Genomic DNA, 22,916 nt, shown 5'->3' with positions numbered 1-22,916 from the left:
GAGACGCAATCGACCGGAGGTGGGCCGATGAAACGCTACCGACTCGTCTCGGGGGCCGCGGGCGTGGTCGCGCTCGGGGTCGCGCTCGCGCTCGGCGGCGGCCCCGCGGGCGGGGTCGTCGGCGCGTTGCTGGCCGCGCTCGGCAACGACTACTTCGTGGTCGCGGCCTTCGCGGGGGTCGGACTGCTCGTCGCCCTCTCCGCAGTGGCGTCCGGCGGGGGCGGCGCGCTCGAACAGACCGAGACGCCGACCCCCGAGCGCCCCGTGACCGCACCGGTCGCGGGCGACGCGGTGGACGACGCCCTCGACAGCCGAACCGCGCTCCTCCCGGTCGTCGGCGACGAGCGCCGCGAGGAGCTACGCGAGCGACTCCGCACGGTCGCAATCGAGACGCAGGTCCGGCGGGGCGACTGCTCGCGCGAGGAGGCCGAGCGACGCCTCGACAGTGGGACGTGGACCGACGACGGCGAGGCCGCCGCGTTCCTCGCCGGGGAGAATCCCGGCGTCGAGGCCCGCCTGCTGGCGCTGGCCCGCGGCGAACCGTGGGGCAGGCGCGGCGCTCGGCGAGCCGTGAGCGAACTTCTCGACGCCGACGACCGGGGTCGCTCCGGGGAGGGCGAGCGATGACCGAGACCAGACGCTGGCGCGGCGTCGTCGCCGTAACCCTGCTGGTCGGCGCGGTCGGTCTCGTCGCCGACCGACCCGACCTCGTGTTGGTCTCGGTCGCGGGCGTCGCGTTCGCGGCGTACCCGCGGCTCTCGCCCGAACCGCCCGAATCCCCGGACCTCGAACTCGACCGCCGCGTGAGCGAGCGCGCGCCCTCGCCCGGCGAGTCGGTGGACGTGGCCGTCACGGTCCGGAACGTCGGCGACGAGACCCTGTTCGACTGCCGGGTCGTGGACGGCGTGCCGCCCGCGCTGACCGTCACCGACGGCTCGCCGCGGTACGGCGGACCGCTCCGACCCGGCGGGGAGGCCACTTTCGAGTACACCGTCGCGGCCGAGGAGGGCAAGCACGGGTTCGACCCCGCGACGGTGGTGGTCCGGGACGCCAGCGGCGAGTACGAGGTCGAGACCACCGTCGCCGCCGAGACCGAAATCGACTGCACCGTCGCGGGGGGCGCGCCGCCCCGGCGGAGCCTCGCGGTCGCGGACGCGGGCGACCTGCTGACCGACGACGGCGGCGCGGGCGTCGAGTTCCACCAGACCCGCGAGTACCGGCGCGGCGACGCGATGAGCCGCATCGACTGGAAGCGGTTCGCTCGCGCCGGGGAGCTGACGACCGTCGAGTACCGCGAGGAGCGAAGCGCCGCGGTCGTCCTGCTGGTGGACGCCCGCCGGTCGGCCTACCGGGCACCCGAGGGCGAACCCCACGCCGTCGTGCGGAGCGTCGCCGCGGCACAGCGGTTGGTCGGGTCGCTCCTCGGGGGACGCAACCGGGTCGGCGTGGCGGCGCTCGGCCGCGAGGAGTGCTGGCTCCCGCCGGACGCGGGCACCGACCACGAGACGCGCGCGGTTCGACTCCTCGGGTCGCATCCCGCGTTCGCCGCGTCGCCGCCGAGCGACGACGGCGAGCCGATAGCGGACCGAATCGCCCGCGTCCGGCGGCGGTTGAGCGCGGGCACGCAGGTCACGTTCCTGACGCCGCTCTGTGACGACGGCGCGGTGACGGTCGCCAGCACGCTGGAGGCCCACGGCCACAGCGTCACGGTCGTCAGTCCCGACGCGACCGGCGACGAGACGCCGGGGCGGAGGCTCGCGGCGACCGAGCGCGCGAACCGCGTCGCCGAACTCCGGCGGCGCGGGGTTCCGGTCCTCGACTGGGGGACCGACGACGGCCTCGCCGCGGCGGTCGCCAAGGCGGGCGAGCGAGGTGCGCTGTGAGCGAGTCGCCCGCGCCGCGCAACGCCGTGACCGGTGAACGCGCGCCCGGCGAGAGTGCGCCCGGCAAGAGTGCGTCCGGCGAGAGCGCGCCCGACGAGGGCGGGGTCGGTGACGGCATCGCGGTCAGGCGGCGACCCACGCGCGTCAGCGCAACAGTCGCCGCGCTCGCCGCCGCCGGAGGAGTCCTACTGGTCGGCGGGCCGGGGCGTCCAGCGGTCGGGGTTCTCCTCGTCGGTCTCGCGGTGATGGCGGTCGGCGACGAACTCCGGACGCGAGGGCGGCGCGCGCCGTCGCTGGTCGCGCTCGCCGCAGGCGGGGCGGTCGGACTCGCCGGACTCGCCGCGGGCGTGGCGATGGCGGGCGACCTGCCGGACGTTCTCAGGGTTCTACCGGGACTGCTCGGCCTCCTCGCGCTCGGTGCCGGAGTGGTCCCGGTGCGCGGGCGGGGGTCGCGCAGACTCGTGAAAATCGGTGCCGGACTCGTCCTCGTGTCGGTTCTGGTCGCCGGGGTCTTCCGGGCAGCACCGCCGGGGACGCTCGTCGCGGGCGCGGTCGCCGCCGTGGTGGCGTGGGACCTCGGCGAACACGCCATCAACGTCGGCGAGCAGTTGGGCCGCGCGGCCTCGACGTGGCGGACCGAGGGGACACACGCCGCCGGGGCGGGGGTGGTCGGCGTCGCCGCGCTGGTGGCGGCGAACGTGGTAGACGACGTGGGGTCCTACGACCTCTCGCTCCCGGCGCTGGCGCTGTTGGTGGTGGCCGTGGTGCTGTTGAGCGTCGCGCTTCACGAGTAAGGCGATTGCTACCGTGAACCTCGTCGAGGCAAAAGCGCGTTGCCGACCAGTTCCGCGGTCGCGCGCCGGAGGTGTTGGGAGACCGCCGAAGTCGAGAGGCCGAACGAGTCGGCGAGGTCGGTCTGGGAGACTCGCCGGGGCACGTCGTAGTAGCCCCGTTCGTAGGCGGTCCGGAGGATGCGCTCCTGTTCGGCGCTGAGACCGTAGCTGTGGTGGCGCTCGACGCCCTCGGTGTCGGTGATTCGCCGAACGTCGAGGTCGATGCCGACCGCCCGGCAGTTCCGGACGAACCCGACGAGCGCGTCGCGGTCTTCGAGTTCCATCCGGACCGTCCACCCGTCGCGGGTGCCGCTGGCGTCGTGGACGAACGCCGCGGCCGACTCCAGCGGGTCGAGTCGCTCGCGGCCCGCGGCGGTCACTCGCACGCGGTAGAGTCGCCGGTCCTCGAACTCGCTGACGACCACCGGGTCCGCGACCGTCGGGTCCGCGGCGAGGCCCTCCTCGAACGCGTCGAGGCGGTCGCCGAGGCCCGCGACGAAAAAGCGGTCGCCGTCGAGTATCGCCGAGCGCGGGCGGGCGGTCGTCCCCGGCGAACGGGCCAGCGCGGGCGACAGCGGTAGCTCCGAGTGGGCGAGTTCGGCGCGGACGAACAGCGAGTAGGGTCGCCGCGGCACGTCCGCGCAGTTCGACTCGTCGTCTTCGTCCCGACTCATTGAATGGGCGTCGTAAGTTGAACGTCGCACGCGTCTCCGTCACCGACCGCGTTCGACTTTGGTTATCTCGACCATCCACTCCGCGCCCTCGGCCCCGCCGGGCACGTCCAGCGAGCGCGGCGCGTCCACGTCGTTTCGGTCGGCGATGCGTAGCAGGTTCGTCAAGGCGGCCTCGAACTCCTCGGTCGTCAGCCCGCCGGTGGGCGTGTCTGGTTTGCTCACGAGTGTCTTCCCCTTCGGTCTGGCCGTCAGACCGAGGAGGGATAAATCGGTGCGACCGTTTTGCGCGTTCGGCGGGTTTAGCACCTGCATAGGCCGTCTGAATGGGGGTCCCTCTAGTCCGGCGTACCGCGCGGATAGCACTCGTTGAACCGTGCAACGGGACCGCATACTTATGCCCGAACGCGGCGACGCGTCGAACAGAATGAGTCGGCCGCAGAACTCACCCAACTCGAATCCGCCGAGCGGACCGCTCGGGTCGAGGAGACCGGACGAGCAGGAGACCCTCCACGAGCGACTCCGGCGAGTCCTCGATACGGCCGAGACGCCCATCAGCGTCAGCCGACTCGCCGAGCGACTGCACGCGACCCACGGCGACCGCGGGTACGCCGAGGTCCACGACGCGCTGTATCGGACCCACTTACAGCGTCTGGACGCCGCGGGCCTCCTCGTGTTCGACATGGAGATGGGACTCGTCTACGACCGAGACCCGTCCCCGGACGACCGTCGAGACGGCTGTTCGGCGTAGTGCGGCGAGCAGTCGGGCGGACGGTCGCCGACGACACCGATTCGGAACCACTACCGACCGGCGTTGCTGACTTGGCAACTGTTGTCCGGACCGTTGGCAATCGGTACGCTCGCGTTACCCCAACGATAGATAAGGGAGTTCGGCCCCTCTCGTCGGTCGTCTCTCCGGGATGAACTTGAAACTGAACGACACCGGGCCGGTCGTCGGGCGGGGTCACGACGGCGGACCGGGCGACGACTTGAGCGACGACCAGACCTACGAACTCCTCGCCAACGCGCGACGCCGGGCGTGCGTCCGCCACCTCCAGCGCCGCGAGCGCGGAAGCGCGGCCGGGGACGCGGCCGTTCCGGTTCGGGACCTCGCCGACGCCGTCGCCGACTCGCTCGCCGAGGACGACGCGGCGTCCGACGGCCTGCGCCAGAGCGTCTACACCTCGATGTCCCAACACCACCTCGACAAACTCGACGGCTGTGACGTGGTGGAGTACGACCGCGAGGAGCGGTCGGTCGCGACCGGGCCGAACTTCGAGGCGGTCACGCGCGTCTCGGTCCGCGACGAGGGAGACCACCGGAGCGTCGGCACGGTCGCGCTGGCGACGAGTACGCTGACCGTCGCGACGCTCACCGCCACTGCCGTCTCGTCGCCGCAACTGCCGACCGCGCCGCTCGTTGGGGTCGCCGCCCTGAACCTCCTCCCGGTCGGTGTCTTTCTCCAGACCCGGTTCGAGCGAGCGCGGTAGTTCGGGCACTCGCGGTGCGACGGCGGGGTTACGGAGTGCATAGGAATGTGACGGGCGCTCGTAGCGACTGGTGGCGTTCGTGCGGAACGCCGAATCCCGGTCGAACGTGCGCGTGTCCGTGTGGGGCTAGTCCCGTCCCACGAGGTCGGCGTGCCTTCCCGGCACCACTTCGCGTGTTTCACCGGTATGGTCGGTCACGGTCTACGATGAGGTTCCTCGGGCGAGCGGATTTGTCCGTCCGCTCGGCCGTACTCTCGTTTTTAAGCCAGTATGGAGTTAGTTAACACGACGGGGAAGTTCGTTTTGGAGTCGATTCGGGAGATTGGGAGATGCGGGACGGACACCGGCAACCGTCGGTCGACTCACACCGTGTTTCGAATGAAACCGCCGTTTAGCGTCGACTCGACGGCTCTTCGCCGTGGTCACTCTGCGCCGAGTACCTCGACGACGACCTCGGAATCTTCGAGGAGGCGATGTTCGGTGTACTGGCCGTCTGCACTCCCGCCGCTTCGATTTGTCCGTTCGATAACGTCGAGAAAGGCGTGTTCACGGAGAAGGTCGCGTACACGGCGGACGGAGAGCAGGTCGCTATCTTCCTGCGTACAAATCCGTTCGTACACCGTGTAGACCCGAGACGTGCGAAACGCTCGGTCGGAAGCGTGGTCGATACTAAGTTCCGCGAGCGCACGGAGGACGCGTTTCGAGTGCGGCGTCGCCCCGCGTACGAGTTCGCGGAATCGGTCGTTCTCCGCGCGGTTCCGCGCGCGTTCGACGTACTCCTCGCGGACCGTTGCGTCGTTTTCCGTCTGGGCGAGTTCCCCGGCGTACCGGAGGATGTCGATTGCCTTCCGAGCGTCGCCGTGTTCCTGCGCCGCGTACGCGGCCGCGAGTGGAATCGTCCCGTCGCCCAAGACGCCCTCCTCAAAGGCGTCGCCACGGGCCTCCATGATTGACCGAAGTTGTGTCGCGTCGTACGGCGGGAAGACGAACTCGCGTTCACAGAGGCTCGACTTGACGCGTTCGTCCATCCGGTCTTTGTACTTTATTTTGTTGCTGATACCGATAGTACCGAGTTTGCAACGGTCGAGCTTTCCGGCTTCACCTGCCCGTGAGAGTTGCATGAGGATGGCGTCGTCTTCGAGTTTGTCGATCTCGTCGAGGAGAACGATTACTACGTCGTACTCCCGGTCGAGAATCCGCCAGAGTCGCTTGTAGTACGTAGAAGTGGAGATGCCTTTATCAGGGACCGAGATGCCGGTAGTGTCGGTGTCGAGTGTAGAAGCGATTGTCTGAACGGCCTGTGTCTCGGTGGTATCTTGCGCACAATCGACGTACGCTTCGCCTACGGTGACGCTATCTTGTGCGGCCTCGGCGACGAGTTGTCTCGTGACGTGCTTCGCACAGAGCGATTTTCCCGTTCCCGTCTTCCCGTACAGGAGGACGTTGCTCGGTGATTGACCGAACAGAGCCGGGTTAAGGGCGTTCGCGAGAGACCGAATCTCGTCGTCACGGCCGACGATGCGACCGTCGTCGGGAAGGTGATTGATTTCGAGGAGTTCCTTGTCGGCGAAGATGCGGTCCTCGCGGGAAAAGAGATCGTCGGATTGCACCATCGAGTCATGATTGACTATCGAGGCTACTTATAACTGCCGTCGAGACACACACCGCGTTTCCGGTGAACGAGCGATAGAGAAGGGTCGGGGGAGTCGAATTCGGGGTACACCGGGAGTCGAGGTCGAGCCTCCACGGGTCAAGAGGTCATTCAATGGTGCAAGCGTTCGTGTATTAACCGACAGTCTGACTCGTATAAGCCCGCAAGTAGACGAGTCAGCGGTCGGGCGAGTGGTGACGGACGCCACTCTCGCACCGTCGAGACACACACCACGTTTCCGGTGGAAACGCACCGAGAAGGGTACCCCCGTGTCGGGTGGAACTGTCCGTGACTACGTCACGGACCATTTTTTCGTGGTGATTACTTCAATGGGCTATACTCAACCCGCCTTATTAAAAGTAGCTAATTTAGACTACTTCTCGGACTCTCGTCAACGACCCACCCCACTCTTGAGCCGGGTTTCACCGGAAACCCGGTGTGTGTCTACCGACCACTGCCGCCCCCGAACCGGTCCGCTTCGGCTGTCGGTCGCGTCCCGTCTACCGGTTGCATCCCCTCTGCCGGTCACTTCCTCGTCTGTCGGTCACTCTCTCCCGGTTACGCCCTCGTCTGCCGGTTGCTGAATCCTTTTCAGACCGACACGCATAGCACGAATCGGCATGACAGACACAGAGTCGTTGGACCTCGATTTCGTCCAGATGGGCGGGACCGGTCTTCAGACGAGCGAACTCCAGTTCGGCACGTGGCGCTTCGGCAAGGAGACCGAGGAGGGCAACGTCGAAATCGGCGAGGAGCGCGCCCACGAACTCCTCGACGCCTACGCCGACGCTGGCGGGCGATACATCGACACCGCCGACGTGTACGGCGGCGGCGAGTCCGAGGAGTGGATCGGCGACTGGCTGGAGGACCGCGACCGGGAGCGGTACACCATCGCCTCCAAAATTTACTGGCAGATTCGAGACGGCGACCCGAACAGTCGCGGCACGAACCGGAAGAACCTCCGACACCGCGCCGAGAAGATTCTCGACCGCCTCGACACCGACTACGTGGACGTGCTGTACATCCACCGCTGGGACGACCAGACCTCCGCGCGCGAGATGATGAAGACGCTGAACGGTCTCGTGGAGGACGGCATGGTCAACTACCTCGGTGCCTCGACGCTCCGGCCGAACGCGTGGAAGGTCGCGAAGGCGAACGAAATCGCCCGCGCCGAGGGCTGGGAGCCGTTCACCGTCCTCCAGCCGCGCTACAACCTCGTGGACCGCGAAATCGAGGGGGATTACCTCGAAATGGCCCGGCAGGAAGACCTCGCGGTCTGTCCGTGGAGTCCGCTCGGGCAAGGCTTCCTCACCGGGAAGTACTCCCGCGAGGACGGCCTGACCGGCGAGTCGCGCGCCGCCGAGTCGAGTCGCTTCGAGGAGGCCTACCTCACCGAGGAGAACTTCGACCTCCACGACGAACTCGACGCGGTGGCCGACGAGGTGGACGCGACCCCGGCCCAGACCGCGCTCGCGTGGCTGGAACACCGCGAGGGCGTGACCGCGCCCATCGTCGGTGCCCGGACCGTCGAGCAGTTGGAGGAGAACCTCGCGGCCGCCGAAATCGACCTCTCGGACGAGCAGGTCGGGCGACTCACCGAGGCGAAGGGCGGTCCGTACGCCGGACTCTGAATCGGATTTCCTCGCGCTCTACTCTCTGTTTTTCGCGAGCAATCGACGCCCCGCCGTGACCGCGCCAGCGCCGAGCAACGCGCCGAGTCCGATGGCGTCGGCGTCCGGTGGAATCCGGTCGGCGAGGTCGGCGACGAACTCGGTCGCGCCTCGGCCGTTCGGCGGTGGCGCGCCGCCGACGTTCGCCAGCCATCCGGCGTCGCCGTCGGACGCGTCGCCTCCGGAGGTCCGGCCAGCTATCAGGAACTCGCGACCCTCGACGTGGACGATTGCGTTACCTGTGCTGTAGTCGCCGTCGTAGTAGGTCCGTTCCCAGACGACGTTGCCCGTCGGGTCCGTGTGGAGGACCCACGCGCCACGCGGGCCGTTTTCGTTCGCGTCTTCTCCGTCGTTCGTTTCGCCTTCCCCTCCACCGGTCGTCTTCTCGCGCGTCCCGACGAGGAGATACCCCTCGGGCGTCGGAGCCACATCGGAGAGCCAGTTCCACGGTCCCGTCGAGTGGCGTCGGTCCCACTCGACCGCGCCGGTCCCGTCGAGGCGGAGGTGCCACCCCTGTCCGTCGTCGTCGTACGCGAATCGTCGGTTGCCGACCGCGACGACGCCGGCGTCGTCGCGGTCGGCGTGTAACTCCTCGATGCGACTTCCCTTCGAGTCAGTGTCGGAGGAGTCGGCCGAGTACTGCCAGCGCGTCGTCCCGTCGGGCGCGAGGCAGGCGACGAGCGCGTCCTCGCTCCGGCCGTAGTCGTCGCTCTCGGGCGGCCGGGTCGAACCGCCGACGTACACCGCGGCCTCGTCGGCAGCGACGGCATCACTCCCGGTGGTACCGGACGCGGCATCCCCGTCGGTAGCGACCGTGGCATTCTCGGCGGTAGCGACCGCGTTCAGGTTCCCGCGGCGGTATCGGCCCTCGACGGTCTTCGCCCATCGCTGGTGGCCCGCGGCCGTGACGCGAGCGACCCACGGCCGACGGACGGCCTCCTCGTCGCGCCGGGACCCGCCGCAGACGAGGTAGTCGTCGCTGTCGCCGTCGCCGCCGCCATCACCGACGCGCGTCAGGTCCTCGATGCCGCCGGTCCCGGCGGCGGGTTGGAGCGTCCGCGCCCAGACGAGGTCGCCGCGCTCGTCCAGTCGGACGAGCCACGGGTCCGCCGAGAGCGGCGGTTCACTCGCGGGCGACCGGTCGGCGACGTTCGTCGTGCCCGCGGCGACGACGCCGCCGTCGGGGTGCGGAGCGCCAGCGGCGAAACTGCTCGACGGCGGGCCGAGGCGTCGCGTCCAGCGCGGGCGACCGGCCGCGTCGGTCCGAACCGCGAGGCCGCGGTACTCCGCCGCGCCTTCGGTACCGAGGAGGACGTGGCCCTCCTCGCGCGGAACGACCGCCGAGAGTCCGGCGAGGGAGGCCGACTCGGCGTAGGTCCGGGACCACGCGATTTCGGGAGCCGCCGAGCGAGAGTCGGCGCGAGCGGCCGACGCGCCGGTCGCGCCGGATGCGCTGAATGCACTGGTCGCGGCGAGCGCGGCGAGGAACGTTCGACGGGAGGGCATGGCCGATTGGTTGCGCCACTCGGGATAAGTTCTTTGTCGTTCCTGCGGGGCCGGGTCTCGGGCGATGCGGTCGAGCGACCCTCCGGACCTACGCGGTCGAGTCGGGACCGGTTCGGTCGCGCCGACCGCGGCGGACGAGCAGGTACGCGACGACGGCCGCCGCGAGGAGTCCGACGGGCAGGCCGACCAGTGCCGACGGCCAGACGTAGGGGGCGAGGAGTTCGGTCACGGCGACGAACGTCACGAGAAAGGCGAGGACGACGAGGACTAGCTTTCCTGCGGTTTCCCGGAGTGATATCATACCCGAACGACGCTGGCCGGAGGGATAACTACGGCGACGCGTCGGGGGCGGCGGCGGTCCGCCAGCAGTGTTCGAAGAGGAGACGACCCCACTCTCTGGCCGACTCCGACTCGGCGACGAGTTCGGTCCCGGAGTCGTACGACCCGTCGAGGTTCGGGAGCGAGAGGAGCAGACAGTCGTCGGTCAGCGTCATCGCGAACGAGACCGGCCGGACCCGGATGTCGAGCGGTTCGAGTTGCTCGTCGGTCGGTCCCGCAGTGTCCACGGTCTCCTCGACGACCGCGGACCCGAGGACCAACCGGACCGACGCGTCGGTGGGCAGGTCCGATTCGCTGGCGTCTGGCGACGGCCCCCCTGCGCCCGACGCCGACTTCTCCGCGTTCGACGCCGACTCCCCCGCGTTCGACGCCGACTCCCCCGCGTCCGACGCCGACTCGCTCCCACCGGACCGCCCGCCGAGCGCGTCCACGAACTCGTCGTGGTAGATGGGCGAGACGATGGCCACCGAGTCGGCCGCCTCGATGCGGCGTTTGACCTCCCGGACCGCGCGGTGGGGGTCGGTGTCGGTCGCGCGGACGACCTCCGCGTCCGCGAGTCGGGAGAGCGTCGCCCGGAACTGCGCGGGCAGTGCAGTCACGTCGTGGGTCTTCCAGTACTCGGGGTCGGCCCGGAGTACCTCCTCGGTCCGGCGGCGTTCCGCGATGGCCTCGCCAACCGCCAGTCCGAGACCGGTCGGTTCCCACGCGTCCGAGTCGGGCTTGCGAATCAGGTCGCGCTCGCGGAGTTCCCCGAGCGCGCCGTAGACCGCCGACTCGCTCGCCGAGACGGTGTCGAGGACCGACTGCGTGGAGACCGGCCCGTCCGCGACTGTTCGGAGGACGGCCGTCCGCGCTCCGGACGTGGTGACGTACTCGACGATTGGCTCCTCGACTGCCTGCCTCGTCTCGGGGTCCGAGTCCGGGTCGTCAAAGTTCATATATCTACAAACTCGATGGCGTGGTCTTACCACTTTTTACATCTCGGTCCGTAGTCCGAACTGTTCTATCGGCGAGTGGGACAGCGTTTTCCGGCAAGAGTAGATTTCTCCAGCCACAGTGGAATCTTCCGTCGGTCGCACGCTTTCTTGCGCAGTCAGAGCGTACATATATATTGCGTCGGTACGAAATGGAAATATGGCCCTCCAGCCATCATCACGAACGTTCGCCACCCTCGCGGTGGTCCTCGTTGTCGCGTTCAGCGGTTGCTCCGCTGTCCAGTTCGGACAACAGGACATGACCGCCGAGGAGATCGGCGAGAAGGCACAGGAGAAGTACGACGAGATCGGCGTCTACACCGGAACGATGACGACCGAGATGGTTATCGGTAACGACACCCGGACGACCACGGCGAAGGTGTGGGCGAACCAGTCGGGCAACGAGTTGCGCCACGAGTACCGCTCGCCGGAGCCGATGAACGGGACGGTACTCGTCTCGAACGGCTCGACCATGTGGATGTACAACGCCACGGAAAACGAGGTACGCAAGACCGACATCCCGCAACTCGGCGTGCAAGGAGCGACGCCCGACTACGGGAAGGTCGTGGATAACATCCTCGAAAACTACGACGTATCGTACGAAGGCTCCGAGAAAATCGGCGACCGGAGTACGCACGTCCTCGCGCTGACGCCCAAGGAGAACAGTTCGCTAGCGGGCGTTATCGGGAAGATGACCATCTGGTTCGACAAGGAGACGTGGTTCCCGGTCAAGCGCCACTCCGTCGCCTCGTTCGACAACGAGAGTATCGAGACGACGATGACCTACAGCAATCTGACGTTCGACGCCGACGTTCCGGCCGACACGTTCGAGTTCGAGCCACCGGCTGACGCCGAGGTCGTCGAGACCGAGATGCCCGACACCTACGAACACGACACCGTCGAGCAAGCCGACGCGAACGTCTCGTTCGACGTGAGCGAACCCGGCCAGATTCCGGGCGACTACGAACTCGAAACTGTCCGGACGACGTTCATGGACGGCAACGCCACGGCGTCGCTGACCTACCAGAACGAGAGCGGGACCCTCTCGGTCTCCCAGTCGAACCGCACCTCCTCGGTCGGAACGAGTGAGGGCGAGACCGTCACCGTCGGTTCCGTCGAGGGCACCTACGACGAGTTCGGTTCCACTGGCATCGTGCAGTGGAGTTGCGACGGGACGACCTACACCGTCTCCGGGTCGCTTCCGAAGTCGGACCTCCTCGCGGTCGCGGACTCGCTCGCCTGCGAGTAATCGACAGTGTAGCGGACTCGACGCGGCGTAGCGTCACAACGCGGCGTAGCGTCACAACGCGGCGTAGCGTCACAACGCGGCGTAGCGTCACAACGCGGTCGTCCCGCGACAGCGCGACTCGGCGTGGCGACTCGCGGGTCGCTCGCCGTTCCACTTTTACTTTCACTGCGGGCGTGGCAGAGTTATTAGTCACCGACCGTTCTCAGGTACGTCTGCGTTGCAGGGTAGTCGTGTTTGGAAAAAACCGGCGCTGGAATCGCCGGAGTCCCGTCTGCCCTGTGACACGCACCCACGAGCGAGCAGATAGTATGTCACACGAATCGAACAGTACTAAGCGTGTCGAATCGAGCGACAGAACCGCTACCGACCCGGACCCGTGGCAGTACCGCTGTCCGAACGGCCACTCGTCGTGGCGCAGTCTCGCCACCAGCGACGAGTACACCTGCAAGACGTGCGGACTCCGGTTCGGCGAGGAGGACCTCCTCGATTATCGCGACCGGGACGAGAGAAACCACGGGGCCGAGGAGGGAACGAGATGACGGACGTGAGGTTCGTCTCGCAGTTCGCCGGTCCGGAGTCTGTCTCGTCGGGAGATCGGTCGGACTCGGCCGACGCTTCGGAGTCCGCAATCGAGGCGGACTCGGATGGGGACCGAGCGCGCGTCGTCGAGGTAGCGGACGACCGAGAACGCTCCGTCGAGACGATGTGCGACCGAGAGGCCGCCGTCGAGACGATGGAAGACCGTCGGTTCACCGACCTCCGGGCCTTCGAGCGCGACGTTCTCTACGCCGTCCGAGAACTGGAGCGCGACGACGAGGGACCGAAGGGAGTCGCGGTCAAGGAGGCGCTCGAACGCCGATACGGCGACGAGGTGAACCGCTCGCGGCTCTACCAGAACCTCACGACCCTCGCAGACGCGGGGTTGGTGACCAAGCGTATCAAGGACGCGCGGACCAACGAGTACGCGACGACGCGAACGGCCCGGCTACTGCTCGCCCGGAACGCGACGCGACGCGCGGACACCGCCGGACTCCTCGCCGACGAGGTGGACGCTCTGGCGTCGAGCGCCGTTCCGGAGTCGTGACCGGCGGACGCGACCCTCGTTCTCCTCGGTTGGGAGTGATGTGGAGCGGCGGGTCGAACTATTGTGGAACAGCAAATCAGAGTGGTGTGGAGCGGCGGGTCGGACTGGTGAGGGGCGGCGAGTCGGGAGTGTCCCCGTGTGCGAGATGAATTCTCCCGGCGTGTTCGGCGGGACGAAGTTCGTGGGGAAGACCCCGTGTGCGAGATGAATTACGGCCAGCGGAAAAGAGTTCGCGGCGTGTGAGGTGTCGTCGGGCGGGGACACCCCGTGTGCGAAGTGAAATCTGCGCGGCCAATGTCAGACATGCGTATCGAATCTGGTACAGTGGAATCGAATCGTCGTCGCGACGGCCGCTCACCCCGTGTGCGAGATGAAACGGGACACGAAGGTCGAGTCAGCCCGGACGGAAGTCTCTTACTCCCCGTCGAAGAAGTCCGCAATCTGGGAGTTGACGACCGATTCGATGAGGTTCTCGTCGCGTTCGACTTCTTCGAGTCGGATGTCAGCCTGTAGGGTCTCGGCGACGACTTCCGGGTCGTCGATGAACGTGTACTCCTTGTGGACGCCGCTTCCGTACCCGCGACCGCGCTTCTCCGACGTGACGAAGTTGTAGGTCTCGGCCTCGCTCATGTACCGGAGATACGAGTCACGCGATTTCTCGTCGGCGTCCAGCAGGTCCGTGATGTACTGGTAGACCCGGTACGCGACGGTGCTGGGCACCGCGTTCAGGTTTCGCTGGGAGTGGACGGCGACGCTGGCGGTCGCGTACAGCGAGAGCTTCTTCTGGGTCGAGAGTCCCTGCATCTGGGTCAGGGTGCGGTCGCGCTCGGCCTCCTCTTGGGCGTCCCGGACGTGTTCTTCACAGACGGTCTCCTCTCCTCGGCGGTCGGCTATCTCCCCGGCCTTCCGGAAGAGGTCGATAGCTTTCCGGGCGTCGCCGTGGTCTTGGGCCGCGAACGCCGCACTCAGTGGGATGATACCGTCTTCGAGGACGCCCTCCTGATAGGCGTCGCGTCGGCGCTCCAGAATCGCCTGCAACTGGTTGGCGTCGTAGTCCGGGAAGACCACGTCTTGGGGATTGAACGAACTCTCCGCGCGCCCGTCCAAGTCCTCCATGAATCGCGGGTCGTTCGTGAGCGCGGCGACCGAGACGTGACCGTCGATGCGGCCGAGCTGGGAGGCTCGCGAGAGTTGATACAGCAGTTTCGAGTAGGCCGGTTCGTCGTTCGGGTCGCGCTGTCGGCCGACCAGCAGGTCCACCTCGTCTAAGATGATGATGACCGAGTCGAAGTGGTGGCTCAGGACCTCGTAGAATCGGTTGAGCTTCTGGTCGGTCGAGATACCGCTCTCGGGGATGCCGACGCCGACTCCGGCCTCGGTCGCGGCGTTCTCCACGAGGCGGTACACCGCGCGGTCGTGGGATTTGATGGTCTGGCAGTTGATCTTGATGACGCCGAACTGGTCGCCTTGAGCGTTGGCCAGTTCCAGCACCTGCTGGCAGACCGCGTTGATGATGAGCGACTTCCCGGTCCCCGACGGGCCGTACAGGAGCATGTTCGGCGGACGGTTGCCCTGAACCGCTGGCCGGAGGTAGGTGATGATGTCGTCCAACTGCTCGTCACGACCGACGATTCGGTCCTCGTCGATGACGGCGTCGGGGTCGAGGAGCCCCTTCTCTCGGAACACGGAGTTCTGAACGCCTTGTTGCAGACGCCCTTTGATCGACTGGGAAAGAGACTGGTCGTCGTCGCCGTCGGCCATGTTATCGGGGTGTAGTCCATTCGGTAAATAGTTGTGGGTACCGTGTGCGAGATTAAATTCGCCGCATTCAGGCAGTAAAGGCGCTTTGTGGTTGGTTTCGAAGGGAGTCGTCGGACCGCGGGCGAAGTCAAATAGAGGAGACACACCCCGTGTGCGAGATGAAATAGAGAGTGACCCTCCGTGTGCAAGATGAAATTCGTGAAGGAACGAGAGGGGTTAGACGATTCGGATAAGACAGGTCTGTCGAGTTTAGTCAGCGCCCAGTTGAAGGCCGGTCAGCGATCGAATAGAGTTCAGTAGCGGTCAGGTGGAAGGAGTGACGGTGTAGAATTTGAGCGGAAGTCGAGCAGAAGTCGAGTGGAAAGAAGTTAGATCGAAATGTGGAAGCAAGTCACGAGGAAAGTTAGTCGAAGAAAGTCGTACAGGATAGTTTCGTTCGACCCCCACACCCCGTGTGCGAGATGAAATCCTCGATAGGGTGGAGGTTCGAGAGAGGAGACGGGGTGTCGTGAAGACGGTAGAGCGGCTAAAACCAGCGATTTTCCGATAGAGACGAGTTACGACCGCAAAATACACGTAGAATTATCGAGAGCCGGAATGAGTTAGTATCACGACACGTTGTTTACGTTTCGTGATACTGTAAGTACAGTACGGATTCAGTTTAAGAGACACATATATAAAGATTTCTATATTAATACAGTCCTTCAAATCACCCCTCTCACCGGTTCTAATTATGGTCACCGACGCTTTTCTCCGTAAAAACGCCATTTCCGCGTCTATCCCGGCCGTCGATGACGACCGACCCCTCCCCACTCCTCTACCGATTTCATCTCGCACACGGGGTGTGGGGGTTCCATTGTCACTCGGTGGGGTTCTACCTGTCACTCGGTGGGGTTTTCCCGACTCTCACCGTCCGAGGGAATCACCAACCACTCCTCGAATTCACCGACTACCCCTCGAATCCACCAACTACCCCTCAAAATCACCGACTACTCCCCGACTACTCCTACTCCCCGAATACGGAGATAGCCCCGTTACTCGAAATCGTAGCCCCACTCCCGGAGCGTCCCGGCGACTTCGCCGAGATGGCTGAGACCGACGAGGAACGCAGCTTCCCGCAAGTCCGCTTTCTTCACCGACTCGCCGAGGAGGCGCTCTATCTCGCCGAGGCCCCGTCGCTGCTCGTCCAGCGTCGCCGACCGCAGATGCAGTTGGACCGTCTTCTCCCGGCCGTCCGTGATGCTCGCGCGCTGGTAAATCCACGGCAGGCTCCCACCTATCGAAGCTCCAGCAGCTTCTTCGGAATCTGTCGGCTCTTCCGCACCTGCTGGCCCCTCCGAATCTGTTGGCTTCTCCGAATCCACTGGCTCCTCCGAATCCACTGGCTCCTCCGAAGTTACTGTTTCTCCTGTGCTACTCGCCTCCACCGAGGTCGTCGTCTCCCTCGGCTCGGTCGTGGCTGACTCTTCGGTCGTGACTGGTTCTTCGCCCGCCGCCGATTCTTCAACCGCCGTCGCTGACTCCCTCGCTGTCGCCGCTATCTCCGTTGAATCCGCTCCGTCATCCGTCTCACTTCTCTCGGCGTTCGGGTCGCTCTCCTCGGTAAGACGGCCGTTCTCCTCGGCATCCGGCTCGTTCTCCTTGGCATCCGGCTCGTTCTCTTCGGCGTCCGGCTCGTTCTCTTCGGTCCGCGTCTCACCGTCCGGTTCCTCAGCCTCCGACGACACTTCCCCACCGTCGTCCCCGGCTTCGTCTTCCGCCGTCGTATCGCCGAACGGACTGTCCGCCGACGCGCCGTCTTTGAACCCGTTCATGCTGGCTCCTCGCGTTTCAGTGCGCCCGGCTCGGGCGGGTGCGGTGCGTCCACGCCGACCTGCGACTCCAAGTGGCGCGCGATTCGGTCCAGTTGCGCCAGCGTCTCGACCTCGTAGTCGCGCCGCCGGTCACGATGCTCGCGGACGTACTCGAATGCCGAACACTGCTGTTTCCAGCAGCCTTCCATCAGCGACGTTCGGTCGCCGATGGTCTCGGGCGTCGTGAACTCGATGTCCCGTAACATCTCTCGCTGGTCGCTCGTGTTCTTCACGCCGTTCGGTACGGCGGCCAAGACGCCCACGTCAATGCCCAACTGCTCGGCGAAGTTCGTCGCGAGGTTCTGGAGTCCTTCGACCGACGCCCGACCCTTCGCCGACGGCTCGACGGGGATGACGAGGTTCCGCGTCGCGTAGATGGCGTTGTAGAGGTGGTCGGATTCGGTAGCGGGTGGGTCACAGATGAGAACGTCGTACTCGCTCCCGACCTCGCCCTCGTCTAGCACGCGATGGAGTTGCGCGTAGATGTTGTACGCGTCCCCGAGCTGTTCGGCCTTCGACTGCTCGCGGTCGAGGTGGCCCGGCAGGTCCGAGAGGTTGTTGTGTTCCGGAACGACATCGACGCCCTCCGTGGTTCGAACGAGTTCCTCGAAGGGACCTTTCGGACTCTCGATGATGTGGCGAACGAGGCTGTCCACGTCAGCGTCGGCGCGCTCGTCGTCCACGCCGAGGAGTCGGCTGAGGTCGCCGTCCTGCGGGTCGAGCGGAACCACGAGAACGTCTAAACCGGCGCGAGCGTGTGCGACGGCGAGGTTCGCGGCGAGTGTGGACTTTCCGACGCCGCCAGCCTCGCTGTAGACGGTGTACGACAGCATACCTACGCCTGTGTCCTTCTCCGATATGAAAGTTCGTCAGACAAGGTTGCTAAGAAAGACACGTATGACTGTTATCTGTGTTACTTTTCTAAGTTAGAGACGTAAGTTAGGTGGCTAAGATACTTGTCTAAGACATAAATCTAAGATACAAGTCTAAGACGCTGTTCTTTGATTTCTATCTGGGGCCAGTGTTTGACTTACATCTCCGGTTGACTCGTGCGTTTGACTGATAACTCCGCTCTGCGACCATATCTTAACATCTACTCACATAAGATAAACGTCTAAGATAAGAGCCTAAGATAAATATCTAAGATAATTGTCTGGGATGCTTTTGGAAGCTCCCGAACCGAGATGGATTCGGACGACCGCGTACCTTACTCGTAGGAACCGATTCGGCCCGCGGATTGTCGCTTCCCGCCTCGCTATAGACGGTAAATAATACTTCTAACTAAGCTGTCTACGATGTCTATCTAAGATTTATCTCTAAGGTATCTATCTCAGATTACTGGCTGAAATATTTATTCTATAGATACGTATCGACCACCGAGTCTCCGGACAAGTTAGACTGCCGCGGAGACCACAGTGCCTCTGGAACACTTTCGAGCCATGCTCGCCTGTCGCTGGCTCGCACCACCGCGAACGCCGCTCCGGCGGCGTCCGCACCCAGTTCGAACTTCACAGCGACTTGTTCATCCCCGGAGCAAAGAAATTCCTTCTCCGACCGACTACTCTTCAGCCTTGCTCGCTGAAGCGACCGATAGCCCAACGATGGCAACGACGGCACCTATGAGGCCGAATCCGGGTATCGCCGTGTCCGAGGGCGTTCGAGACGTGGCTGTCCAATTCGTCCGAGTCGCCGTCGTCGGCGTTCGAGACGTGGTCGGGACTACCGTCGAAGTCGGTGTTCGAGAACCCGTCACATCGGTCGTCGCGGTCGTTTCCACGGTCGTGGTTGCTTCGACCGTCTCGGTCGGCTCGCTCGTGGACGTAGTTTCGCTGATACTCTGGCCGCCAGCGCCACCACCGGCCCCCGAGGAGGCCCGCCCCGTCTCGATTCGGATGTCGTCGGTCGCCCGGTGGTCGTATCCGTCGGTCACTTCCCCGGATATCGTGGCCGAGTCGGTGCGTGAATCCGCCGTCATCGTGATACTCAGGTCTCGTGAGGCTTCGGATTCGACTTCCGTCCAGAGCCACTCGTTCGTCGATTCCCGATACGTAGCTCCAGAGCCCGACCAAGACGCGACCGCCCACCCGTCGGGAAGGCGTCCGAGGTCGAAGACGGGTGCCGGACTGGTCCCGTTGCCTTCGTTCCGCACCGTGACTTCGAGTCGGACCTCGTATCCCTCCTCGACTTCCTCGGCGTGGCCACTCATATTCAACGCGAGTTCGGCTTCGGTGTTCGCGACGTTCTCGTTGGCCACGGCGCTCCCCTCGACTGTCCCACTGGTCGCGGCCACCGCCGACCCTCCGAGGAGAACCGACGATACCACAAGCGCTATCCCGAGTGCGGCCACCTCGCGTCCGGGGGCCGAACGCGACATCAACTGCTCCCTCCCTTCGATTCGACCCATTCCGTGATGAACTCCTGTAGCTTCTCGGTGGTTATCGACTTCCCGCCGGTGCCGGGAATCACTTCGTCCTCGGTCCAGTAGGCGATGGACTGCTGTATCTCCGTCTCGTTCGGGACCGTCCTGTCGCCGCCGACGACCGCCTCCCGAACGGACTTCGCCTCGTTCAGCACCGTTATCGTCTGCGTGACCGATTCGACGGTCGAGTCGCCGCGCTTGAGGTCGAGCGTGACGGTTCGCTCTCCGGCCGTGTCTCCGACCACCGAGACCGCGACCTCCTCGCGGGCGTCCGAGGAGAGTGGGCGTATCGAGACGCTCTCGTCACGGACCGAGAGCCCGCTCTCCGCGTCGGCTTCCAACGAGAGCGCGTCGGTCTCGTCGTTTCCCACGTTCCCGACGGTCACGGTCAGTGCCGCCGACTCGCCCCGCGCGACGGTCTCGGGACCGCCGTTGGTCAGGACCGTCGGCGTCGGGGAGACGCTGATTCCGTCCGCGATACCGCCCGTCGTATCTTTCGCCGTCGAGAGTTCCTGCTCGACGTTTTTGGCCTGTTTCGCCGTGTCCACGACGGTCGTTTCGTCCAGCTTCTCGGACTCGATTCGCGCGATGGACTGGTTGAGGAACGCCGACCGAGTGAGGCTCGCCTGCGTCGCAGTCCGCGTCAACTTCAACAGTTGCTGCTCTTTCGACGCCGACAGCGACCCCTCCTCGACCGCGGTAATCGCACGCTGTATCTGTGCCTGTTCGGCCGTCTCCAACCGCTCGTAGGCGCTACCGATCTGTTGGAGCAGGGTACGCGCGAGTCCCAACTCGTCGTTCCGGACTGCCGCGACGAAATCCTCGACCAGCGCCGTCGGCTCCGCCTCCGTCTCTTCCATGCTGACCGCCGCTTCGACCGCCCGCGGCAGGTCCTCGGACTCCAGTGCTTCCCGGTAGGACCGAAACAACGAGGGTACGTCCGTCCGCCGACCGCTCATAAGGGTTCACCTCGTATATTTTCGACGAGGCCGATGTGATGTGTCACGTTGATTTTGATGAGGGCACCGAATCCGGCACCCGTCGCGAAGGCGTTCGCCACACCTCCGGTCAGTGTCAGGATAGCTCCGATTACGGAGTCGAGTACGTCTTCCAGACTCGGCGCTCGGACGAACTCGATTATCGAGCCGACGAGACTGTGGTCCTGACTCCACTCTTTGGCGTCCTGTATCACGCTGTCGGTGTCTTTCACCTCGGTCTCGATGGACGACTGGGCGTTCCGGGCCTCCTGTAACGCGACGTTGGTTGACCCGGCCAGCCCGTCCTCTCGGAGGCGCTCGGCCGACAGGAAGTCGTAGAGGAACCCGACGCCAGCGTCGAGCGCGGCGGGTTCGTCGACGAACGGTTGCGTGACCCCCGGCAGGAGCGACAACATGTCCTGCTCGGCGTACGTTTGGAGGCCGTCCGCGACCGTGTCCGCAATCGCCGACACCTTCTCCTCGACCATGCTCACGACCTCGGCCTGTGCGACGCCCTTCAGTATCTCTTGGACGATGGTCGGGGCACTCCCTCGTATCATGCCGATGGCGTCAACTGCGTTTCCGAACATCCCGCTGGTTAGCGACTTGATGGCGTCGTCTACCTGCGACTTCGCCGTCTTCAGGACGCTCGTCGTGAAGAAGCTCGCACCGTCTGACAACTTCTTCAGTATAGTGAACGCGCCCAGCGCGAGGTCGATACCCGTGTTGATGGTGGGGACGGCCATCTGCTGGGTTAGGTCGTACTGGTCGTCGCCGGTGAACTCCGGTCTCCCGCCGATGTTCCTGATCGTCGTGAGCGTCGTGTCGAGACCGCTGATAATCCGCTGTAGCGCGTCTATCGCGGTCTCTTCGGAGATGTCGCCGTTCTCGACCGCGGTCGTGTACTCGTCGTTGGCGGTCCGGGCTTGCTCGACGGCGTCCATGTCGGTGAGCGCCGCCGCGTCTAACTCCTCGGCCTTCGAGAGGTGGGACTCCTTGACCTGCTGGAACGGGGACTTCGAGACGGTGACCATCGTTTCTGTCGTTGCTGACCTCCCGGTACCGTCGGTGACGCGTAGGGTGACGGCGTATTCGCCCGTACTCTCGAACGTATGGCTGGTCGTCTCTCCTCGGACCTCGAAGGAGCCGTCGCCGTCGAAGTCCCATTCGTAGGTCGCAATCGTACCGTCGGGGTCGCTCGACGCAGACGCGTCGAACGTAACCGACTGATCGACTTCCGGCGATTTTGGTGAACGGTCGAACGCCGGAGTCGGCGGACTCCCCGACGACGCTCTGTCACCGACTGCCCAAAGATTCCCGTCTTCGCTACCCACGTAGAGCGTACCCTCGGAAACGATTGGGGCCGTGAACTGTTCGAGCGACCCGAATTCGGTACTCTCTCCGGCCGGATACTCGTCCAGTTCGGTCCCGCTGGCCGCATCTACAACTTGAAGCTTCGGTGGGTCGTCGATGGAAACGTACACGCGACCATCCGCGACGACCGGTGAGTGTACGATCTTCCCGTCCGTCGTGAACTGCCACAGCTCGCTCCCGTCGGCAGCATCGAGCGCGTACAGACGAACGTCGTATTCGCCTTGATGAGCCCCCTCGTACCGACCGACGTACACGGTACCGTCGGCAACCGCTGGTGCCGTCATCCGTTGTGGACCGCCGAACGACCAGCGTTGCTTACCACTGCTAGCGTCGAACGCATAGATTTTCCCACCGGACGTACCTGCATACACCGTGTCGTCGACGACAGCCGGTGCCCACACGTACCCACTTTTTGCTACTTCCCAGCGCTTGGAGCCGTCGGCTGCGTCCAGCGCGTACAATCTCCTGTCTAAGTTGCCGACATAGACTGTACCGTCGGCAACTGCTGGCGCGTTGGATATCCGCGATCTGGTCGTGAGGACCCCGCTCGTCTCGAACCGCCAGTTCTCGGTTCCATCTACGGCATCCACGGAGTAGACGTTCCGGTCGTAGCTTCCGAAGAACACGGACCCGCCCGCGACCGTGGGAGCCGAGACATCCTGCCCATCAGTTCTGTACGTCCACTCCTCGCTACCGTCCGTCGCGTCGATCGCGTACAGTTTCTCGTTCGTACCCCCCACGTAGATTGTGCCATCGCGAAGCGTCGGTGACGCCAGAATTTGCTCGCCGGTCGCGAACTTCCAGTTTCGTGTTCCGTCGGTGGTATCGACCGCGAGGAGATCGCCGTACCTGTTCGCAGCGTAGATGATTCCGTCGGCGATAATCGGTGGCGCTTCGTATCCTCCCGCGGTGTGGTACTCCTTCGTCGGGCTGGCACCGCTTCCGGGGCCGGTGGTGTTTCTCGCGTGTCCGGTATTAGTCGGACCGTTGTGGAACGACTGCCAGTCGGCCGTTGACGTGGTCGCGGTAGCCTCGTTCGACATTCTGCCCGCGACTGTTGAGGTGCCGAACGCGGAAGTCGCCGTGACTCCCGACAACCGCAACCACTCCCGCCGGGTGAGTTCGCTCATTCTATGGGTCAATATACTATCGAACAAACACATAAAATATTGGAAATAGAAA

The 22,916-nt window shown here is 64.9% G+C and carries 21 protein-coding genes; 9 read left to right on the top strand and 12 right to left on the bottom strand.

Features of this window, described 5'->3' with window-relative positions; all coding sequences use genetic code 11:
- The first annotated feature begins 27 nt into the window (after positions 1-27).
- From EPL00_RS23330 to EPL00_RS23320, 3 genes are read left to right on the top strand one after another with little or no spacing between them, the layout of a single operon-like run.
- Complete coding sequence (locus tag EPL00_RS23330; protein WP_135855423.1) at positions 28-627, top strand: DUF7269 family protein; 600 nt, start codon at positions 28-30, stop codon at positions 625-627.
- Complete coding sequence (locus EPL00_RS23325; protein WP_135855424.1) at positions 624-1,883, top strand: DUF58 domain-containing protein; 1,260 nt, start codon at positions 624-626, stop codon at positions 1,881-1,883. The genes EPL00_RS23330 and EPL00_RS23325 overlap by 4 nt, the downstream gene beginning before the upstream one ends.
- Positions 1,880-2,677, top strand: a complete 798-nt coding sequence (locus EPL00_RS23320; RefSeq protein WP_135855425.1) for a DUF7519 family protein — start codon at positions 1,880-1,882, stop codon at positions 2,675-2,677. Before EPL00_RS23325 ends, EPL00_RS23320 begins: the two co-directional genes overlap by 4 nt.
- Before the next feature lie 8 nt (positions 2,678-2,685).
- Here EPL00_RS23320 and EPL00_RS23315 read toward each other — a convergent pair whose 3' ends face one another.
- Both EPL00_RS23315 and EPL00_RS23310 read right to left on the bottom strand, forming a co-directional pair.
- On the bottom strand, positions 2,686-3,390 hold the full coding sequence (locus EPL00_RS23315; protein WP_135855426.1) for a helix-turn-helix domain-containing protein: 705 nt from the start codon (positions 3,388-3,390) through the stop codon (positions 2,686-2,688).
- A 39-nt stretch (positions 3,391-3,429) separates the two neighbouring features.
- On the bottom strand, positions 3,430-3,612 hold the full coding sequence (locus EPL00_RS23310; RefSeq protein WP_135855427.1) for a hypothetical protein: 183 nt from the start codon (positions 3,610-3,612) through the stop codon (positions 3,430-3,432).
- A 202-nt stretch (positions 3,613-3,814) separates the two neighbouring features.
- Between EPL00_RS23310 and EPL00_RS23305 the strand changes: the two genes are divergently transcribed.
- Positions 3,815-4,138, top strand: a complete 324-nt coding sequence (locus tag EPL00_RS23305; RefSeq protein ID WP_135855428.1) for a hypothetical protein — start codon at positions 3,815-3,817, stop codon at positions 4,136-4,138.
- A gap of 169 nt (positions 4,139-4,307) precedes the next feature.
- Complete coding sequence (locus EPL00_RS23300) at positions 4,308-4,877, top strand: DUF7344 domain-containing protein (protein ID WP_162224326.1); 570 nt, start codon at positions 4,308-4,310, stop codon at positions 4,875-4,877.
- 422 nt (positions 4,878-5,299) lie between these two features.
- Here the strand turns inward: EPL00_RS23300 and EPL00_RS23295 are convergent, their stop codons facing one another.
- Positions 5,300-6,490: an orc1/cdc6 family replication initiation protein gene (locus EPL00_RS23295; RefSeq protein ID WP_135855431.1), complete on the bottom strand. Its 1,191-nt coding sequence runs from the start codon at positions 6,488-6,490 to the stop codon at positions 5,300-5,302.
- Positions 6,491-7,148: 658 nt separating this feature from the next.
- Between EPL00_RS23295 and EPL00_RS23290 the strand changes: the two genes are divergently transcribed.
- Positions 7,149-8,159 (top strand): aldo/keto reductase, encoded by a 1,011-nt coding sequence (locus tag EPL00_RS23290; RefSeq protein WP_135855432.1) that lies wholly within the window; start codon positions 7,149-7,151, stop codon positions 8,157-8,159.
- Between the two features lie 18 nt (positions 8,160-8,177).
- On the opposite strand, the gene EPL00_RS23285 is transcribed toward EPL00_RS23290, so the two are convergent.
- From EPL00_RS23285 to EPL00_RS23970, 3 genes are all read right to left on the bottom strand, one after another.
- Positions 8,178-9,704, bottom strand: a complete 1,527-nt coding sequence (locus EPL00_RS23285) for a hypothetical protein (RefSeq protein WP_135855433.1) — start codon at positions 9,702-9,704, stop codon at positions 8,178-8,180.
- 88 nt (positions 9,705-9,792) lie between these two features.
- On the bottom strand, positions 9,793-10,005 hold the full coding sequence (locus EPL00_RS23280) for a hypothetical protein (RefSeq protein WP_135855434.1): 213 nt from the start codon (positions 10,003-10,005) through the stop codon (positions 9,793-9,795).
- 28 nt (positions 10,006-10,033) lie between these two features.
- Entirely contained in the window at positions 10,034-10,981 is a 948-nt protein-coding gene (locus EPL00_RS23970; RefSeq protein ID WP_238398306.1) for a helix-turn-helix transcriptional regulator, read from the bottom strand.
- A 196-nt stretch (positions 10,982-11,177) separates the two neighbouring features.
- On the opposite strand from EPL00_RS23970, the gene EPL00_RS23270 reads away from it, so the two are divergent.
- From EPL00_RS23270 to EPL00_RS23965, 3 genes are all read left to right on the top strand, one after another.
- Positions 11,178-12,266 (top strand): outer membrane lipoprotein-sorting protein, encoded by a 1,089-nt coding sequence (locus EPL00_RS23270; RefSeq protein ID WP_135855435.1) that lies wholly within the window; start codon positions 11,178-11,180, stop codon positions 12,264-12,266.
- Positions 12,267-12,574: 308 nt separating this feature from the next.
- Positions 12,575-12,805 (top strand): hypothetical protein, encoded by a 231-nt coding sequence (locus EPL00_RS23265; RefSeq protein WP_135855333.1) that lies wholly within the window; start codon positions 12,575-12,577, stop codon positions 12,803-12,805.
- Positions 12,802-13,350, top strand: a complete 549-nt coding sequence (locus EPL00_RS23965) for a helix-turn-helix transcriptional regulator (RefSeq protein ID WP_238398305.1) — start codon at positions 12,802-12,804, stop codon at positions 13,348-13,350. The genes EPL00_RS23265 and EPL00_RS23965 overlap by 4 nt, the downstream gene beginning before the upstream one ends.
- Before the next feature lie 414 nt (positions 13,351-13,764).
- Here the strand turns inward: EPL00_RS23965 and EPL00_RS23255 are convergent, their stop codons facing one another.
- From EPL00_RS23255 to EPL00_RS23230, 6 genes are all read right to left on the bottom strand, one after another.
- Positions 13,765-15,111, bottom strand: coding sequence for an orc1/cdc6 family replication initiation protein (locus EPL00_RS23255; protein WP_135855334.1), 1,347 nt, complete (start codon positions 15,109-15,111; stop codon positions 13,765-13,767).
- A 1,034-nt stretch (positions 15,112-16,145) separates the two neighbouring features.
- Positions 16,146-16,925, bottom strand: coding sequence for a hypothetical protein (locus EPL00_RS23735; RefSeq protein ID WP_202932764.1), 780 nt, complete (start codon positions 16,923-16,925; stop codon positions 16,146-16,148).
- A complete protein-coding gene (locus EPL00_RS23245) occupies positions 16,922-17,797 on the bottom strand; it encodes a ParA family protein (RefSeq protein WP_135855335.1) in 876 nt (291 codons plus the stop codon). The genes EPL00_RS23735 and EPL00_RS23245 overlap by 4 nt, the downstream gene beginning before the upstream one ends.
- A gap of 725 nt (positions 17,798-18,522) precedes the next feature.
- On the bottom strand, positions 18,523-19,254 hold the full coding sequence (locus tag EPL00_RS23240) for a DUF11 domain-containing protein (protein ID WP_135855336.1): 732 nt from the start codon (positions 19,252-19,254) through the stop codon (positions 18,523-18,525).
- A gap of 83 nt (positions 19,255-19,337) precedes the next feature.
- On the bottom strand, positions 19,338-20,342 hold the full coding sequence (locus tag EPL00_RS23235) for a COG1361 family protein (RefSeq protein ID WP_135855337.1): 1,005 nt from the start codon (positions 20,340-20,342) through the stop codon (positions 19,338-19,340).
- Complete coding sequence (locus EPL00_RS23230) at positions 20,339-22,864, bottom strand: outer membrane protein assembly factor BamB family protein (protein WP_162224325.1); 2,526 nt, start codon at positions 22,862-22,864, stop codon at positions 20,339-20,341. Before EPL00_RS23230 ends, EPL00_RS23235 begins: the two co-directional genes overlap by 4 nt.
- Positions 22,865-22,916: the final 52 nt, after the last annotated feature.

The organism is Halorussus salinus (assembly GCF_004765815.2).
Taxonomy (GTDB): Archaea; Halobacteriota; Halobacteria; order Halobacteriales; family Haladaptataceae; genus Halorussus; species Halorussus salinus.
Note: the sequence above shows the minus strand (reverse complement) of the source record. Positions and strands in the feature narration are given on the sequence as shown.

Excerpts from the sequence above, each read along its gene's own strand:
- EPL00_RS23245 (WP_135855335.1), bottom strand. The coding sequence starts at position 17,797 with ATGCTGTCGTACACCGTCTACAGCGAGGCTGGCGGCGTCGGAAAGTCC.
- EPL00_RS23290 (WP_135855432.1), top strand. The coding sequence starts at position 7,149 with ATGACAGACACAGAGTCGTTGGACCTCGATTTCGTCCAGATGGGCGGG.
- EPL00_RS23230 (WP_162224325.1), bottom strand. The coding sequence starts at position 22,864 with ATGAGCGAACTCACCCGGCGGGAGTGGTTGCGGTTGTCGGGAGTCACG.
- EPL00_RS23315 (WP_135855426.1), bottom strand. The coding sequence starts at position 3,390 with ATGAGTCGGGACGAAGACGACGAGTCGAACTGCGCGGACGTGCCGCGG.
- EPL00_RS23735 (WP_202932764.1), bottom strand. The coding sequence starts at position 16,925 with ATGAACGGGTTCAAAGACGGCGCGTCGGCGGACAGTCCGTTCGGCGAT.
- EPL00_RS23305 (WP_135855428.1), top strand. The coding sequence starts at position 3,815 with ATGAGTCGGCCGCAGAACTCACCCAACTCGAATCCGCCGAGCGGACCG.
- EPL00_RS23325 (WP_135855424.1), top strand. The coding sequence starts at position 624 with ATGACCGAGACCAGACGCTGGCGCGGCGTCGTCGCCGTAACCCTGCTG.
- EPL00_RS23970 (WP_238398306.1), bottom strand. The coding sequence starts at position 10,981 with ATGAACTTTGACGACCCGGACTCGGACCCCGAGACGAGGCAGGCAGTC.
- EPL00_RS23965 (WP_238398305.1), top strand. The coding sequence starts at position 12,802 with ATGACGGACGTGAGGTTCGTCTCGCAGTTCGCCGGTCCGGAGTCTGTC.
- EPL00_RS23235 (WP_135855337.1), bottom strand. The coding sequence starts at position 20,342 with ATGAGCGGTCGGCGGACGGACGTACCCTCGTTGTTTCGGTCCTACCGG.
- EPL00_RS23255 (WP_135855334.1), bottom strand. The coding sequence starts at position 15,111 with ATGGCCGACGGCGACGACGACCAGTCTCTTTCCCAGTCGATCAAAGGG.
- EPL00_RS23270 (WP_135855435.1), top strand. The coding sequence starts at position 11,178 with ATGGCCCTCCAGCCATCATCACGAACGTTCGCCACCCTCGCGGTGGTC.
- EPL00_RS23295 (WP_135855431.1), bottom strand. The coding sequence starts at position 6,490 with ATGGTGCAATCCGACGATCTCTTTTCCCGCGAGGACCGCATCTTCGCC.
- EPL00_RS23280 (WP_135855434.1), bottom strand. The coding sequence starts at position 10,005 with ATGATATCACTCCGGGAAACCGCAGGAAAGCTAGTCCTCGTCGTCCTC.
- EPL00_RS23300 (WP_162224326.1), top strand. The coding sequence starts at position 4,308 with ATGAACTTGAAACTGAACGACACCGGGCCGGTCGTCGGGCGGGGTCAC.
- EPL00_RS23330 (WP_135855423.1), top strand. The coding sequence starts at position 28 with ATGAAACGCTACCGACTCGTCTCGGGGGCCGCGGGCGTGGTCGCGCTC.
- EPL00_RS23265 (WP_135855333.1), top strand. The coding sequence starts at position 12,575 with ATGTCACACGAATCGAACAGTACTAAGCGTGTCGAATCGAGCGACAGA.
- EPL00_RS23285 (WP_135855433.1), bottom strand. The coding sequence starts at position 9,704 with ATGCCCTCCCGTCGAACGTTCCTCGCCGCGCTCGCCGCGACCAGTGCA.